We start from the raw sequence: 17,928 nt of genomic DNA on the forward strand, positions 1-17,928 counted from the left end.
AGCATAAATTCACTTTAACAAATCATCCTTATACCTATTAATCCTCTAAAATACCAAGATGCACATCCACAATTTTATCCAAGATATTTGGAAAGGATTGCTCTAATTGCATTGTTTTTGCATTATAAATATAAATAGATCCCGGCTTTGCAGCAGATGAATCATTGACCGCGACCATAATCTTGCCGTCGAAAGCCTTAAACTTAACAATACTTCCTTTTTCAGAAACAGGCAGAGATAAAAACTTTTGAAACTGAACACCCATATAGGATGCGGAATAAATGGTATTACCTACTGTCATATACCAAACATCGGTCATAATGTCGTAGAATACGTAACCTATATTACCAGCGGCAGGCATTGATCCAGTCGCTTGCATGACCAACTGACTAGGCGTATAAGAAGCATCATAATCCAATCGATATGATGTTAAGTTATTACCATCTTTAAACAGGTATATTTGATTTATCGAAGGTATACCTGCGAAACTACAAGCCAAGAACTCCTTTCCATCGGGAAGACTTATGCCTGGTATATTTTCATAATCATGGGTATATGCAAAGCTATTTCCAGACATCCCATTGCCCCAAACCCTGATTTTCTTGTTTTTTTGGTCGTAAATACTCATAAAGTATTTTCCATATCTAAAAGGAGTGGCAATACCATTGGGAGCAATTTCATAATCCGACTGCTCGAACGCACCAATGGGAATGATTCCTTTTTGTAAAACATGGAACTTGCCATTATTGACAACATATACCATCTTATCAAGCGGGTCCGTCACTACCTGGGTTGGTTTAAAAACAAAACTTCCCGTACCCAAATAACTGGATGAGCTATAAAACAATGTCGGCGTAAACTCTCTGGAATCGATAACCACAACCGGATTAACCGCATCCTTAACTCCTAGCGTCAGGATATTATAGAAGTCACTTGCAGAAGAACCATATTGCTTCCTTCCGCTTAATGTTATCGGATTTTTACCCAGCTCGGGATAGGTTGGCATAAATATAGATTCCCACTTAGGTGATTTACTGATTGTCGACAGACAATATATAGCTGCGTTATACTCCTTATCTTCTGTCAATGCATAGTACCCCCATTTATAAGGGTTTACTACGTTGAAGAAACAGTTATATTTGGTAGTGAGTCCTGTTGATTTATCTAAAACAGAAAATTCTGCATTGATTCTACCATACCGTTTATCAGCAACATATACCAAGTCTTTGCTTGCCGCTACTTTAATCGAATCTACCATCCAACTAAATTCCAGATTACTCATATCATTTTGAGATAACGTACCGACCACCGAAGGATTCAATGTCAGTGTATCCTTATAAGGGATCTCGAAAATCCTATTTGTAGTGTGATCTCCCTCTAATATTCCCGAAATCTCAATCTTATTCACATCTTGGTAATTATAATTACCAAGATCTTTGGAACACCCCCCCAGCAATAGCAGCAGGGCGGTCAATATATATGTAACTTTACTTCTGTTCATCATTGATTTTAATAAAAAAGACAAAACTTATGGCAATAAGATCCGCTCCTGCGTTGTATCTCCGTTAGGATATACTACATTGTTCTCAAAAAACTGCTTTAATATTGTTATATAATTAAAGGTAACTGGATACGAATCCGCATTTGCATACGAAGGCATATTGTCCCAGTAATAAAATGGCCCTGGATTATTACCACCCAACTCAGGGGATGGGTCCGCTCCAAGATAATACAGCTGCATCCATTTTTGAAAGACTTCTTTTTTAAATGGGCCAAAATAATTTTTCCAAGTGTTCCACCATTTAGGCTCTCTCAGGATATCATCGACAACTATTTTCATCGTACTATTGTGTACATTGCCGACTTTAAAGTCATCATTTGCCTGAAGCCCCAGATGTAATACCATTTGATTTGTCAACAGATACGGATCTCGCTTCACCGTCACATAAAGTGTGTCGTTGTATTTACCCGCTTTGATAACTGGCGATGTCAATTTTATCATATCTGGATCATATTGCGAAGCTCCGTCGACTACCAAGGCATACATTCTATCTTTATCTGCAGCGGTACCACCTATATGTACAGGAATCTTTAATATCTTTTCTGTTATCGCAATATTCTCATCTAATGAGAAGCTATAATAGGTACTGTCAATATATCTCTCAACAGATTTTGTATTATCGTCTGGTAAAGCAAAATATACATAACTGTCGGCTATGTCAAATTCTAACATATTATGGCTATCCTTACAGGCTAGCATCGTCAACAGCAGAAGGCATATTATTATAAAATTACTTTTCATCTTATTTAATTTTGAGGATTGAACAATAATTCATCATCAGGAATAGGAAGGTTAAATATTTCCTTCTTGGGCTGCACTATGGGAGAACGATCTATGGCTCTAAAGAGTCGCTTATACTCCGTAAATAAATACCCTTCTGCAATATTCTCTTTTCGCATTTCATCAAAAATCAAATCCTTTGTCTCTTTCTCTGTTGTGCTTGAAGTGTAAGAAAGATCTGTCGTTATATTTCTTGCGTTCCGAACTTTGTTCAAATACGCAAAAGATTTTGTCGGATTTGTACTGGCATAACTCTCAGCGGCAATCATATATATGGTATGCAGCGATATCACCTTGTTCTCATAAAAAATTTTATACGATTTATCGGTATAAGGTTTTGTAAAGTCAAACAGATATTTGGACAACTTCCAAGGATAACTCGTATTTGGTCTACTGAACCAATTAGTCAACCGATTATCATTAGTCGATCCCGATCCACTCTTATTATAAAGGTTAGTATTCAACCAGCTGTAATTAGGAAACAAATACGGACTAGTGCCGGCACTTGTAGAACTTTCCAAGGCTACAAAGCTTTTTGGCACATAGGTTGCCAGCTTATTCGTAAACAATGCAAAAACACTTTCCATAGGTAATCGGACGTTACCCAGGTATGCAAAATCCGTATTTATAGCTAAGCGAATACTTTTCAATTTATCCACCTCAGCAATTAATTCTTCAGCAAATGTACCTGCCGCAGCGAGATCCCCCTCCCACTGTGCAACCATAGCTTGTAATGCTATAATCGCATAATAGTTCATCCGAATCACTCTATAATCAATCAAGCTATTATATCTTTCATAGTCAAATTGATTCTGCGTTTCACCTCTCCCTTGCGTTCTTATCGGATCATTTTCAAGCAACGCACGCGCCTCTATCAAATCTTTTTTCAACAACCTGATCACCTCACTCCCGGTAGAAAACTTTACACCTTGAAAAGAAACCTCCGTCTTATAGGGAATTGCCAGACCTGCGCCTCCTTCATTTGCGAAAGAAGGTCCAAACAGTTTCAATAATTGGAAATGCGCAAATGCTCTTAAGCCAATGGCTTCTCCTTTTACTAGATTATAGCTTGGATCCGATTGAATATGATCAATGTTCTTAAGGATTACATTCACCTGATTTATAGTTTTATAAAACTTAGACCATATCTCCTTGATAAACTTTTTCGACTCCTCATAATTATATTCGTATCTAGAGGGTCTGTAATATTTATGTCCAGCACTCAACGAAGAATATGAACCTACCAACGTTTCCATGAGACCATATTTCATATCCCTTCCGTACAAGGTATCGCTTGCCAGCGATTCATAAGCACCACCCAATGCCGCTTCAAAACCAGACCTGTCCTTAAATAGGTCTTCCTCATAGGCCTTGTTAATCGGGTTTACATTTAAAAACTTTTCGCAACTACTTAAACCTACAAGCAGAGCGATTGCTATCAATACTTTCTTCATCAGTTAAAATTGTATCATTAAACCAAGATTAAACTCACGCGCATAAGGATAGTCTACACCTCTTTCCATACGAACGGTACTCCAACGAAAGGCATCATTCATGGAAAAATTCAACCGTAGCCTTTCTAATTTATATTTCTGTAAGGTTACATTGCTAAAAGAATAGTTTATATTAATACTGGATAGTCTTAGAAACGATTCTTTTTGAACAAACCTGCTTGATGGTTGTGTCGCGGTAAGGTCATCTATAGCCTTGTATAGTGCTTGATCTCCAGGCTGCTTCCAACGCTCTTCTAAGACACGCTTATCTGCATTTTTATATGGATTGTTGTTTTCGATCTTGTTCATTAAGGTTTTATTAAAAGTATCGCCCCCTATGGAGTAGTTGCCATAGAGTTGTATCGAAAGACCTTTATAGTTAAAAGCCGTACCTACCGATCCAAATAAATCTGGTTCTTCATCTCCACTGACCACTTGATTGTTAGCTTGCCAAGTATAGGTTACATCACCATTACGATCTAAGAACAGCTCTCTACCATTTGCCGGATCTATACCGAGCGATGGGACTGCTCGGATAATACTCAAAGATTCTCCTTCTTGATAGTATTTAGACGGTGCGATAACATTTCCTTTTTCATCTTTTTTCACCAAGGATTCATTCATCATTCTCAACTCATTGGAAATTTCCTTTAGTGTTCCGCGATTCTGAGCAACACCTAATGATATATACCAACTCATATCTTTTACCGTATTATTCAATACTCTCATATTAGCCATTGTTTCCACTCCTTTATTTTGGACCTTTCCGAGATTTTGGAAGAAATAATCATCTGCAAAGCCATAAGATGGTGCAACAGTGGTTTTAGATATCATTCTATTGGTGGTTTTATTATAGACGGAAACATTCAACTTCAAAAAATCACCTAATATACCTATATCTGCACCGATGCTTTTTTCTTGTTGCTCTGGCCATCTCACCGCCGGATTTCCCTGTCCTGAATATATAGCTGCATATTGATTATAATAATTGCTACCTGTTATGAACCGATAAGACGTACTGACCATACCTACGTTAAAGTCATTAATCGTACTGGAAGTACCGGTGTTGACATACCATCTGAACCGCGTAACAATGTCATTTTTAAACCATTCTTCATTGTGCATATTATGAGAAAAACCTGCACTCCAGAATGTACCAAAGCGATTTTGCGAACCATAGATGGATGCTCCATCGGATCGTAAAGTTCCACTTACATTATACCGATTATCGTAGGTATAAAAAAGTGACCCCAAGAACCCTACCGAACGTACAGGACGCGAAGTGGACTCTGGCAGCGACCCTGCGGCATACTGCAAGGCCATTTGTGGTGTCATAAAACGATCATCGATAAAGCCATTCATTGTCACGGAGTTACCTTCCTCATTTTGCGTACGCAGCTCCGCTATACCATTGGCAACGATTTGATGTTTTCCAAACATATTAGAGTACTGCATATCGAGTTTTCCTTCAAACTTAGTCTGCGCATCATTTCCGAATACATACTGTCCTTTTTGACTGGCATCAACAATGTTAGCGTATTGGGTATGAAAGGGGGAAGTGTATTTATCTCTTTGGATTGTCGCGCGGGACATCATCGCCGATCCTCGTAGAATAAAATTGGGTGAAATATACCAGTCCACCATCGTGTTATTCTGTAGTGTTTGTGTTAGATTTACGTTTCTAAAACCTAGACTGGCATTGTACAAGGGGTTGAATAATGTCGCCCCCCAGCTATACCAAGGTCCCAGTTCGCCAAAACGAATATTGTAACCTCCATTTGCATCATAAATTCGTTCATAGGGATTGAGCTCCGTATAGGCGGCAAAACTACCATATGGGCTATTATACTCCTTGGTATTCATATAAGTAGCTACATTTCTAAAAGTGATAACATCTGGAATACGGTATATCAAAGTAAAACCGGCGTTACCTCTCTTCCTTCCAGATTCTTTCATCACTCCTTTAAAATCGTTGTAACTTCCCTCTAGACTATAGCGCACTCCAGCACCACCACCTTCCATACGTAAACTGTTATTGACAGAAAAGGTATTTCTGACGGGTTGCTTCAACCAATAGGTATCTACTCCCTCTTGTATGTTTCTTTCTCGGGTTGTCAAGAGGTTATCGTAGAACTCCTGTTCAATATGATTAAAGTCAGGATTTATACCCTTCGACCGATAAAGGCCAGCAAATTTTTCATAATCCAGTTTTTCCCGGGCATTCATTAAATTATAATCCGAGAGGTCAACCATACTGAAAGAGGGCTTCATATCATAAGTCACCGTAAACTTCCCATCTTTGGGCAAGCGTGTTTCGATAACGACAACACCATTCCCCCCTCTAGAGCCATATAGACTCGTCGAACTGGCATCCTTCAGAATCGAAATAGACTCAATACGGTTCACATCTATATCATACAAAGTAGTAATAGGTACCTCAAACCCATCCATGATAATCAACGGTTTACTGTTCGAATATTCTCCTACACTGGAAACACCGCGGATATTAATCTGAGGCAATGCATTGGGGTTAGATCCTACATCTACGCGCTCATCCACTTTAAAGGAAGGGTCAAGCGCCTGTAAGACGGTGAAGATATTGTTTGAGTTAAATTTCTCTAACTCTTTTCGTGTCACCACTGTTGCAGCTCCAGTAAAATTTTCTCGTCTTACCTTAGTATACCCTGTTACAACTGTCTCTTCGATTTCGTTATCTTTTTGCCTGAGGATGATATTGATATGATTTCGTCCATCGACTTTTACAGTTTGAGGTTCATAGCCCAGCATCGAAAACTGTACCTGTGCTTGTTTATTTGTCCGCACGGAGTATGTACCATCTTCTCCAGTGGTACTCGCCCAATTGCTAGAGTTGAGTAATTTTACGGACACACCTTTTAGTGGCTTGCCTTGCTCATCAGTCACCGTACCTACTAAGCTATACTCCTGTTGAACTGTTGTCTGTTGTACAGCCTCTACACTGCTGACAGTCTTTGCTGGAGCAGTCGCTTTTTTCTTTACAATGATTGTATTGTTCTGAAAGGAAAGCTCTACAGGTTGGTTTGCCGATATTTCTTTCAGGACAGCCTTGAGGTCTCCATTCCTGATGTCAATGTTAAGCGGCTTTGCTCCCTGTAGGAGTGTCATGTCACCAATTAAATCGACATTCGCCTGTTTGCGGATTTTCTCCAGAACCTGATGCAATGATGCTTTCTGTTCTTTCAATGTAACAGTCTGCGCAAGGGCACCGCCTAAAACATTTGCCATAAAAACCCCACTAAACAGAAGCATAGCAGTACCTCTTCCAATGTCTTTTTGGAGCTCCCGCCAGCCATTTTTTAGGCTATAGCGGTAAAAATTTTTCTTCATTCAGATTAGATTATTTGTTAGTGTTAGCTTTGTTGATATATACCTTATTATTCTTTAAATAAAACTCTATAGGAGAAGTCTGAGCGACCAACTCCAATAGTTCTTTTAAATCTTTATTCCTGTTAATTCCTCCAAAAAGACGGTGACCTTCCAATCCACTGTCGACCGTTATCTCTACACCATACCAACTGGATAACTTTGTTGCCAGATCATATAGTGTCAACCCATTGAGATCAAAATACCCCTCCTTCCAGTCGATATACTTTTCGATATGATCCACGGTACGGACCTTTCCATTTTGATAGAGTTGATTGGCCTTCAATTGGGTCGCATATTGAATATCTTTGGTTCCACCGACGCTAGTTCCCTTATCTGCAATAGCCACATGGCCTTCCAATAAAGCTGTTATATGCTCATCCGTAAAGTTGGCATTAAATCGAGTTCCCAAGACTTTTATACTCTGCTTATCTCCTCTCACATAGAATGGCTCTCGCTGTCCAGCATCCGTGTTTACTTTAGCTACTTCAAAATAGCCTTCCCCTTTCAGTTGTACCTCACGTTCTTTCCCCTTAAAATCTATTGGATAGACCAACTCGGAATTGGCATTCAACCACACCAAAGAACCGTCAGACAGTTTGACAAAGGCAATACCTCCGGATTTGGTCCGCAGTGTATTGTAAACGACGGCATCTGTCTCCCCTGCATTCGTAATATAATGCAATTCTCCAGTCGCCAACTTGGTAATCAAATATCCTTTTGCAGACAGCGTATCTCCGACACGTATACTGTCCAAACTATATTCGGTATCATCCTCCAATACGACGATAGCGTTGGACGAGAGAGGGGCTTTAATTTCCTCCAATGCAAAAAACTGAACTTCTTCGATTCGAAAAAAATTGAACTTTAACATAGTCAACATCCCAACGAGCAAAACAGCTGCGGCGGCAGCCTCCCACTTCCAATAAGAAAGCGATCTGACTTTGACACCATGGGTACGACGATCTAACGATGTCAGTCTTTCCAAGAATTTTTCTCCAGACACCTCTCCTGCTCCTTCTCGCTGGTACTGTTCAAACCATTGTTCGACCAATGCCTGTTCTCGCGAAGAGCACTTCCCTTCTGCGTATCTTTTCAGAATATCATTATCTATCTTCATCTAGCGGATAATCTACTTTTTCAATATATTCTCTAAAAATTGGAGCAGCTCTTCTCCTCTTAGGTTCTGTGCAATAATCTTGCCTGTCGGGTCAATCAGAAAGTTGGAAGGCACAGCCCTTATTCCATATTGAATCGCTACTTTGTTTTTCCAGCCGTTTAAATCGGAAACATGCTTCCAGCTTAAGCCATCCTGCTCAATAGCTGCCAACCAATTTTCCTTTTTATTATCCAGCGAAATACCCAATATTTCGAAATTATTAGCTTTAAATCGATTGTAAGCTTTCACGAGCGTAGGGTTCTCGTTACGACAGGGCACACACCAAGACGCCCAAAAATCAATCAATACGTATTTGCCTCTATAATCGGTCAGGCTTATGGATCTACCGTCCGGTGTTTCTTGGCTGAAGTTCTCTGCTGTAACGCCAGGCATTATTTTAAAAGTCTCCACGAGGTGTCTTAATTTTGTTCCTACATTGGAATGCTGCAGATCTGCTCCCAGTAGATTATACAGACCAATTGCTTCGTCATAATTCTTACTATGGCCTACATACTCTTTAAATTTGTACAAACTATACACATCATCTGGATGTTCCGCGATAAATTCCTTTAGCAGCAGAGAGGCATTATGTTTTCCCTTCTCCTTCTTTAATTGTTCAAAAGCACGCTCCGATTCCAAACCTCTATTAGCACCGAGTATTTGATTTTTGCCATCCTCAAAAGAAATAAGCGTTTCTCCTTTGAACAGCGTAAACCATTTATTTTTCTTATCGGCCCATCTTTGTGAGGCCGTATTAAAATCAGATCCAAACAATACGCCTCCATAACATGGCCCTTCTATCTGTCCATGAAATGAAAACTTACCATTAGTTACTGTTGTAGAGTCAATCATCTGATTGTCTCCGTCAAAAGCATAATACATCAAGTAAACTTTCTCATCTCCCGATTTGCCTACTCCATTTATGATGAAAGGCGCAAAAACCTGCCCTTGAGAACAAAAAAACAGCGAGCAAAATACAGCTGGGAGTAGAAATCGACAAAGTTGAATCATTATAAACGGTTTTTTTTCATTTGATTAGTTTTAGAGGTTTTTACCAAACGCTCTATATACTATAACGGGACAGCGAAAAGATTGTCCCGAAAAAAAGAAAATATTTTTTTGTCGTTGGAGGACGACTATCTGGCTGTCAACAGTAAAATAAGCAGGAACGGCAGTTTATCTTTTAGATACTTTAGAATAATAGAATACTGGTTTCGGACAGTTTTTTCGGACAGCCCTAGTTTTTCTGCAATTTCGGGATTGCTATATCCTTCTATACGCAATTTGAATATCTCCAGGTACTGTGGATTGAAATGCTGTAACAATAATTGGATTCCTTCGAGAAAGAGTGCTTCTCTTAACTTGTCGTCTGCCCTATCCATGGAATAGGTCTCGGCAAATGTACTCAATGCATCCAGATATTTCTGGGCATTAGCGTCTTTGGCCATATGATCAATAATCATATGTCGCAGCGACTTAAAAAGATAACCGGCAAATTTTTCACTGATTTCGATCTCGTTGCGATTGTTCCAGATGCGAATAAAAACATCATGAACGAGATCTTCGGCTATCTCTAGGGGAACCCGCTTTGCGGCATATATCAACATGGCAGCCTTGTAGCGCTGGTATATAACATGAAAAGCTGCACGCTTGTCTTCCAACATTAAAGCGTACAGCTCCTCATCCAATAAATGCTCCAGGTTAGACATATAATTGTATCAATGGAGCAAATATAGTTTTTTTTACATTAACACTCTGGCAAGCTCAGCGGTACTTTTACAGCCAGGCCACCATCTGCAGTCTCTTTATACTTGACATTCATGTCTTGTGCTGTCTCCCACATGGCACTGACCACCGCATCCAAGCTTACTTTGGCTTTATCAGGATTAGACTGTAATGCCAGTTGTGCAGCCGTAATAGCCTTAATAGCACCCATCGTATTACGTTCGATACATGGTATCTGAACCAATCCGCCGATAGGATCGCAGGTAAGCCCCAAATGGTGTTCCATAGCGATTTCTGCTGCCATCAATACCTGACGCTGAGAGCCGCCTAAACATTCGGTCAATGCGCCTGCCGCCATCGCTGATGACACGCCTATCTCGGCCTGACAGCCTCCCATAGCTGCAGATATCGTTGCATTCTTTTTAAAAATAGAACCTATCTCTGATGCTGCAGCGACGAATTGAATAACTTTATCATCGGCAAATGCATCATGGAAGGTAATGTAGTACTGCAATACCGCTGGTATAACTCCCGCTGCCCCATTTGTTGGCGCTGTAACTACTCTTCCGAAGGATGCATTTTCCTCATTGACGGCCAATGCAAAACAGCTTACACAATCTAAAATATAGCCAAAGTCTCGCCCTCCTTGCCGTATAGCCTCTATCCATGTCTCATAGTTGTTGTACTCACGTCCTTTGAGCATACGCTTATTCATCTTTGCGGCCCGACGTTCCACATGCAACCCGCCAGGCAATACGCCATCAGTATGGCAACCTTTATAGATACATTCTTTTATAGTCTGGAAAATCCGTAAAATCCCTGCTTTTGTCTCTTCCTCCGAGCGCCACGCACACTCATTTTCCAATACAATCTCTGAAATCTTCAATCCGGTGCGCATACAGGCACTCATGAGTTGTTGTGCGGACTCTATCGGAAAGGCAAGATCGACTTCGGACAGTACGGTTTCAGAATCATTCTCCTGTACCACAAAACCTCCACCGATCGAATAATAGGTCTCTGAAACCGCTTTACCATCGTTTAAAAAGGCCTGAAATGTCACTGCGTTCGGATGGAAGGGTAAGCTTTGATCAAATAAGAAAAGTAGTTGTTCTTCATAGCTAAAATCTATTTGACGGCTACCGCCTAGGACCAGTTTTCCTTCACGCTTTATACGATCCACTTTGGGCATTACCTGCGACACATCAAAGGTCACCGGATCATCCCCGCTGAGGCCCAGCAAAACAGCAATGTCTGTACCGTGCCCTACTCCTGTTTTAGCTAAAGAGCCGTACAGAAGAATATTGACCTGTTGCACGCTTTCAAAAACAGCGGTATCTACAAGTTTCTGTACAAAACGCTGTGCTGCCCTCCAAGGGCCTAAGGTATGCGAACTCGACGGGCCGATACCTATTTTAAACATATCAAATACAGAAATTTGCTCTTGTGCCATTACGATAACTTAAGTCTATTTTATAAATCAGGTTCAAAGTTATCATTAATATGAATGAAATAAAAAGAAGCACTAGCAAAAGAAGAAAATGTTTACAATACGGTGCTTTTGGAGCTGGTCTTTGAGAATTCTTTCGGTAGGGAGGTAAGTTATCATGTTAACGAGTTGTGGAGGTTATCGAGTGATCGTGTTAACAAGTTATGAAGTTGGATTAGGTTAGGGGGTAAAAGAAGAAAACCGTAAAACTGTTATTCTTTTAACAATTTTACGGTTTCATAAACTAATGACTTTACGATCTAAATACCTTTTCCGTAAGCGAATTCTTTGCTAACTGTAACGGGCAATTTTCCTGTTGATTTGATCTGCTTCAACAATACTTTTAATGCCGCACGTTGCATAAAATCATCATTTTGGTAAGCTAGAATGATCGATGCACTACGTGCTACGTCAACGGAATTGATGGCATATGGATTGGTAAACATAACAGTAACGGTACGTCTACCGGCTATTTTATCAATAAATTTCTTTACCGGCTCTTTTACATCTAACTCGCTGCGCGGGCGGGAACGATTGTCGTGGATCGCTAATATAATCTGTTTATGATCTCTGACTACTTTTAATAAGCTGTCCAACTCCTCTTGTGTCTCACTACCTTTAATATAATAGTTTGTCCCTTGTGTCAATTGCAGACCTAATCCTTTTTCGAAATCCTGAGCCTTATCTACTCCGATACTGACCACAGCTGTTTCTTGCTGGGGATCAAAGGACTGTATACGTTTGTTCGATTTTAAAACGGTTACTGAAGCGTCTGCCATTCGCTGAATCAACGACTTTGTCGCCGGTCTATTCAGATCTTCAACTAAGCCATTTCGATTTGTCGGGCGGTAATTATTCAAACCCAACCAATATTTGGCAGCCAACACGCGCTTTACACGGGCATCAAGTTCAGCCTGTTTAATCCTTCCACTTTTTATTGCTTTTTCTACCAGATCAATAGCACGGGCACTATTTTCCGAAACTTCCAACAAATCATGCCCAGCTTCGATCGCCATTACATCGGCTTCGCCGTTGGGGAAAAATTTCTTCACCCCTTTCATATCCATTGCATCAGTCACAGCAAGCCCTTTGAATCCTAATTCATTGCGTAATAAATCTGTAACGACTTTACGTGATATCGAAGAAGGCATATTAGGCGTGTTGTCCAATGCAGGAATATTCATATGTGCCACCATTACTGCTGGAGCTCCTTGCTTGATCAATTCTTTGAATGGATACATCTCCAGTTCTTCTAGGCGCTTCTTAGAAAAATTAAGCTGCGGCAGATCGTGATGTGAATCCACATCGGTATCCCCATGTCCTGGAAAGTGTTTTAAAGACGCAATAATACCGCCATCGACCATTCCATCCATATACGCTTTGGACTTGCGCGCAACGTTTTCTTTATTATCTCCAAAAGACCGGAAATTGATCACCGGATTTTTAGGGTTATTATTAATGTCTACTACAGGTGCAAAGTTGAAATGCATACCAATACGTAAAAAGTCCTTTGCCACATCACGGCCCATATCATAGATCAGACTATTGTCCTGAATGGCCCCCAATGTCATCTGATAGGGAAAAGATTGTGTTGAGTCCGGCAAACGCATCCCTAAGCCCCATTCTCCATCAAATGTCATCAACAAAGGTACCTTTGCAAGCTTTTGGTATCGATTAAACATATCCACGTGACGTACAGGCCCACCCTGAAAAACGACTAATCCACCAAGTTGCTCCTTTTGGATCACAGTTGCTACAGAGTCTATATATTTTTGGCCCAAATTAGTATGCGCACGAACCAAAAACAATTGTCCAATACGTTCTTTGGGGGTTAAACTATTAAAAACCGAATCCACCCACTGGTGCTGCTGATTGATAAAAGGAACAAAAGCAGGTTTTTTCTGTGCAAATCCTACCATTGCTAAACCGCACAAAAATGCACTGGTTATAATTGACTTCAACATATTATTTGTTTTATATAAAAGTTATAGAAGTTATAAAAGTACTAATAAGTTATGGCGTATTCTTTGCTAAACTTTGCCACCATTATAACTTTATTTTATTAAGGCTCTAAAATAATACTTTTATACACAAGTAGCGCAAAATTTGCAAAAGTTTTACCAAATAGCGCACAAAAACGCATTAAATTAGATTATACTTATGTTCTAGCATAATCGCCAGATCTAGGGCATTCGTTATATCACCACAGGCTTCTTTTTTCCATAACATATCAATGATAAGAAGCATAAACTGTGTTTCTAATTCTGGCTCTGTATATCCCAGTTCTTCAAAAGCACGCTGTATAATAGGATGCACTGGCTTCATAAACTGTTCGTGTTGTTGCCTTGAAAATGGCGTATGGGATAATCGTTCCTGCAACTTCCAGAACAGGGGTTCATCCGAGACCAGTTTGCTGGGAAGAAATATCATCGTTCTTAAAAAATCCTTTGCATTTTTGTAGGTCATCATCCCTCTATGATGTTGCAATACTCTTCTGTACCCCGACTTTATCAAGTGGGCCAACAAGGTATCCTTGTTCCCGAAATGCTTAAAAATCAAGGCTTCTGAAACACCTGCAAGTGCAGCAATTTCCTTAGTAGAAGTAGCCGCATACCCATTTTCTGCAAACAGCGTTAATGCGGTCTGCAAAATTTTCTCCTTTCTACTTAACGTGGTTTCCTTCATATTACAGTTTAGAACAGCACAAAGATATTGATTTTAGACCCAGAATACGATAGCGGGGTTTAACCAAAATGTCATTTTACCCCATTTTAAGAAAAGATTAACTCTATCCCAATGACAAGCTTGCTAACTATCTCACCACCTTGCTTGTCTCGATAATCATCTGAGAGCGGACGGGAATTTTTTTTTAAAAAGTTAGTGCAAGTTTAATACACTGTAACAGTAATTAACAAATAAAACACTTAATATTGTACCAAAACATCAAGAACCAAACCCGTGAAACCAAGCGCACTAAGTTTTCTCTTTGTTATGATAAGTTTTCTTATCGTACTACAGGCTACCTATGCCCAAAATCAATTATCTGGAAACATTGTCGATAAAACGACCTCCAAACCCTTGTCTGGAGTCACTTTACGTTTGATGAATAAAAAGGATTCTTCTACAATCACTTTATCCAGCAATATCAACGGTCTTTTCTCACAAGCTGAACTCAAAAAAGGAGACTATACGATCAGCACCAATTATCTGGGTTTTAAACCGGAGTCACGGGCAATTACAATGGAATCGAAGCCAGTATACTTGTTCTTTCGTTTGGAACCATCGGAAATTGCGATAGAAGAGGTCGAAATCATGGCCTCTCCAGCTATTGTACTGAAGGGAGATACCATGGAATTTGATGCTAAAAATTTTTCTACACGTGAATATGCTGACGCAGACGAGCTGGTCGCTCAGATTCCTGGAGTGATGATCGACGAGGAAGGAAATGTAGAGGCACATGGTGAAAAAGTAACACGTGTTATCGTAGATGGTAAAGAGTTCTTCAGCTCCGACCCCCGTATTGCCCTTAAAAATCTACCTGCAGAAATTATTGCTAAAATCCAATTGATTGACGAGAAATCAGAACAGGCCCGATTTTCTGGGTTTGACGACGGGAAGCGAAATAAGGTCATCAATATCGTCACCAAAGCAGACAAGCGGCATGGCTATTTCGGGAAGGCGAGCGGCGGAAAAGGTGATGGCGACAAATTTGGAATAAATTCATCAATCAACGCTTTTGCGGGGGACAAAAAATACGCTATCAACCTCATGGCGAACAACATTAATGAAACTAACTTTGCAGAACAGGGGCGTGGCGGTGGCCGCAGAGGAAACAATAATACAGAACGAGGACTTTCGGATACCTATGCTGGGGCAATAAATTTTACCAATACCTACTTGGACAAGAAGATGGAAGTGAGCGCAGACTACAACTTCAAATCGCTGTCTACCGTGACCAATACCTTATCAAATATTGAATATCTCAATGAGAAACAGGCCAATCAATTCCGGACACAAGAACAACTATCAGACAATCTAAGCAAAGAACATAAGTTTAACGGTCGAATAAAGTGGAACATCGACTCGACAAATAGAATTGATTTTTCCCCTAACATAAGTTATACACAAGGCGTCAGAGCAAACTCTTCTAATAGTGAAACAAACAGAGGCCGCACAGAGCTTATCAACCACTCTATCCGCTCCAATGACAATGACAGCAAAAATTTCAACATCGGAGGCGCACTGACCTATATGCATAGATTCAAAAAGAAAGGTCGGTCATTATCGCTAAACGTAACGGGAAATAAAAGCAGCAATGATGCGCTCGGACTCAATTTAGCGACAACCTCTTATTATAAAAACTCTGGGCTGAATCGTATAGATACCAACAACAACCAAAGCCTAACGGAGGGATATGGGTCAGGACTAAATAGCCGGCTGTCTTTTACAGAATCTATATCGGAATATAGTCGATTGCAAGCGAATTACAGCTTTAGAAACACAGCAAATTACTCCAACAGGGAGACTTTCGAATTTTTAGCGGAGACTGGACAACTGGGCAAACTAAAAGATCGGCTTTCCAATGAGTTCAGAAATGATTACAACTATCATAGCGGCGGATTGTCTTATTCTTTCAACAAAAAAGATGTGCTCCGTATACAGGCGGGTCTCAATTATCAACATGGTATCCGGATAAACAACCGTACCGTCCCCATCGATCTAAAAACGAAGGCAGACTTTAGCAGCCTGCTTCCGGAATTTACCACAGTATACAAATTCTCGAAGGACCGGAACCTAGAATTTAATTACAATACGCAGACTAACACACCAAATATCAATCAATTACAAGACTTTATCAATGACGGAAATGAGCTCCGTATCACTAACGGGAACCCCAATCTCGATCAGGAATATGCGCATACACTACGTCTACAATATAAAGATGTAAACAAGCTTACTGGCCGTACCTTAACGACAAACATGAGTTTTGAATATATCAATGACAAGATCATTAACTCGGTATTAATGACAGACAAGGATACTACTTTAATTTTTAAAGATAGCGAAGTTATCTTAGGTGCAGGAGGACAATATAGCGCCCCAATAAACGTGAATGGGGCCTACAATTTCCGTATAAACAATAGCTATGGTCTTCCCATTAAACCGCTAAAGATTAATATTCATAGTAATACCCGACTGTTCTTTGACAATGACCTTGCTGAAACTAACGGGAATTTAGTCCGTAGCAGATCTTATGGTTTTGGACAGAGTATCGGTATTAATTCAAATTTCAGCAAACTATACGTAGTGGGGCTCAGTTATAACATCAACGGAAGGTATACCCACAATCCTATATCCAGGGTACCACGATATGAAGTCTTTACCCATAGAATAAACAACAACATTACAGTTGAGCTTTTCAAAAAGCTGGTTTTATCTTCTCAATTTATGTACCTGCTGAATGGCGGTATTATGGGGTCACCAGGTATTGAGACAACGCTGTGGAATGCTTCTGTGGGTTATAAACTGCTGAAGCGAAAAAATGGAGAGCTGGCACTGAAAGGATTCGATCTGTTGAACAATGCTCAGAATGTAAACAGGAGAGTAAATGAAAACAACATTTCAGATGTAACATCCAATACATTGAACCGTTACTTCTTACTATCATTCACGTATAATCTGCGGCAGTTCGGGGGAAAAGTAATGGGAGGGAGAGATATTAAACAAAGAGGCCCCCGGCATGAATAAAGGCTTGTTTTTTAGCCAGATATTCCTCTCTGTTTATGGTTTTTGTCGCTTTGGACAGCACTACGGTCTTATACCCCAAGCTCAATGCATCCATCGCTGTAAAATGCACGCAAAAATCTGCGGCTAAACCGCACACATGTACTTCGGTAACTGAGCGGTCCCGTAGGTAGCCGTGCAAACCTGTATTCCTAAGCCGATCATTATCAAAAAAACCACTGTAGCTATCTATAGACGGCTCTATTCCTTTTCTAAATATAGCTTCGATCCTTGCCTGATCCAAGCCATCTGCCAGCTGCGCTCCTCTTGTCCCTTGAACGCAGTGATCGGGCCACAATATCTGATCTATACCATTTAAGTTTATCCGATCAAAAACTTGCCGTTCTATATGCTGTGAAGCAAAACTTTTATGTGTGGCGGGATGCCAATCTTGTGTAGCAATAACTAAATCGTATTTGGATTGGAGACTATTTATCACCTGAATAATCTGATCTCCGCTGAGAACCTCTAACGATCCTCCCGGAAGAAAATCGTTCTGAATATCGACGATTAGTAATGCTTTCATCTGTATAATTTT

12 protein-coding genes are annotated in these 17,928 nt (G+C 40.1%); 1 reads left to right on the forward strand and 11 read right to left on the reverse strand.

The genetic code is table 11. The features are described 5' to 3' along the window. Positions 1 to 37 precede the first annotated feature (37 nt). The 10 genes from JKG61_RS15930 to JKG61_RS15975 form a co-directional block, all read right to left on the reverse strand. Positions 38 to 1,504: a PKD-like family lipoprotein gene (locus tag JKG61_RS15930; RefSeq protein ID WP_202103946.1), complete on the reverse strand. Its 1,467-nt coding sequence runs from the start codon at positions 1,502 to 1,504 to the stop codon at positions 38 to 40. Between the two features lie 24 nt (positions 1,505 to 1,528). Next, the gene (locus tag JKG61_RS15935) at positions 1,529 to 2,302 is read right to left on the reverse strand and encodes a DUF4843 domain-containing protein (protein WP_202103947.1); all 774 of its coding nucleotides are present in this window, start codon (positions 2,300 to 2,302) and stop codon (positions 1,529 to 1,531) included. Between the two features lie 5 nt (positions 2,303 to 2,307). Further along, positions 2,308 to 3,795: a RagB/SusD family nutrient uptake outer membrane protein gene (locus JKG61_RS15940; protein ID WP_202103948.1), complete on the reverse strand. Its 1,488-nt coding sequence runs from the start codon at positions 3,793 to 3,795 to the stop codon at positions 2,308 to 2,310. Positions 3,796 to 3,798: 3 nt separating this feature from the next. Then, a complete protein-coding gene (locus JKG61_RS15945) occupies positions 3,799 to 7,200 on the reverse strand; it encodes a SusC/RagA family TonB-linked outer membrane protein (protein ID WP_202103949.1) in 3,402 nt (1,133 codons plus the stop codon). A 10-nt stretch (positions 7,201 to 7,210) separates the two neighbouring features. Then, positions 7,211 to 8,356, reverse strand: a complete 1,146-nt coding sequence (locus JKG61_RS15950) for a FecR family protein (protein WP_202103950.1) — start codon at positions 8,354 to 8,356, stop codon at positions 7,211 to 7,213. Positions 8,357 to 8,368: 12 nt separating this feature from the next. Next, positions 8,369 to 9,406 carry a TlpA disulfide reductase family protein gene (locus JKG61_RS15955; protein WP_202103951.1) on the reverse strand — a complete coding sequence of 346 codons (1,038 nt, stop codon included), beginning with the start codon at positions 9,404 to 9,406 and terminating at the stop codon, positions 8,369 to 8,371. Between the two features lie 125 nt (positions 9,407 to 9,531). Next, positions 9,532 to 10,104 (reverse strand): RNA polymerase sigma factor, encoded by a 573-nt coding sequence (locus JKG61_RS15960; RefSeq protein ID WP_202103952.1) that lies wholly within the window; start codon positions 10,102 to 10,104, stop codon positions 9,532 to 9,534. A 38-nt stretch (positions 10,105 to 10,142) separates the two neighbouring features. After that, positions 10,143 to 11,570 (reverse strand): L-serine ammonia-lyase, encoded by a 1,428-nt coding sequence (locus JKG61_RS15965; RefSeq protein ID WP_202103953.1) that lies wholly within the window; start codon positions 11,568 to 11,570, stop codon positions 10,143 to 10,145. A gap of 296 nt (positions 11,571 to 11,866) precedes the next feature. Next, complete coding sequence (locus tag JKG61_RS15970) at positions 11,867 to 13,570, reverse strand: glycoside hydrolase family 3 protein (protein WP_202103954.1); 1,704 nt, start codon at positions 13,568 to 13,570, stop codon at positions 11,867 to 11,869. A 178-nt stretch (positions 13,571 to 13,748) separates the two neighbouring features. Then, complete coding sequence (locus tag JKG61_RS15975; protein ID WP_202103955.1) at positions 13,749 to 14,291, reverse strand: TetR/AcrR family transcriptional regulator; 543 nt, start codon at positions 14,289 to 14,291, stop codon at positions 13,749 to 13,751. Between the two features lie 306 nt (positions 14,292 to 14,597). On the opposite strand from JKG61_RS15975, the gene JKG61_RS15980 reads away from it, so the two are divergent. Further along, positions 14,598 to 17,354, forward strand: coding sequence for an outer membrane beta-barrel protein (locus tag JKG61_RS15980; protein WP_202103956.1), 2,757 nt, complete (start codon positions 14,598 to 14,600; stop codon positions 17,352 to 17,354). Here the strand turns inward: JKG61_RS15980 and pncA are convergent. Then, a complete protein-coding gene (gene pncA / locus JKG61_RS15985; RefSeq protein WP_202103957.1) occupies positions 17,326 to 17,916 on the reverse strand; it encodes a bifunctional nicotinamidase/pyrazinamidase in 591 nt (196 codons plus the stop codon). The two genes, JKG61_RS15980 and pncA, sit on opposite strands and share 29 nt — an antisense overlap. Positions 17,917 to 17,928: the final 12 nt, after the last annotated feature.

Origin of the sequence: Sphingobacterium faecale (genome assembly GCF_016746095.1) — a bacterium.
Taxonomy (GTDB): Bacteria; Bacteroidota; Bacteroidia; order Sphingobacteriales; family Sphingobacteriaceae; genus Sphingobacterium; species Sphingobacterium faecale.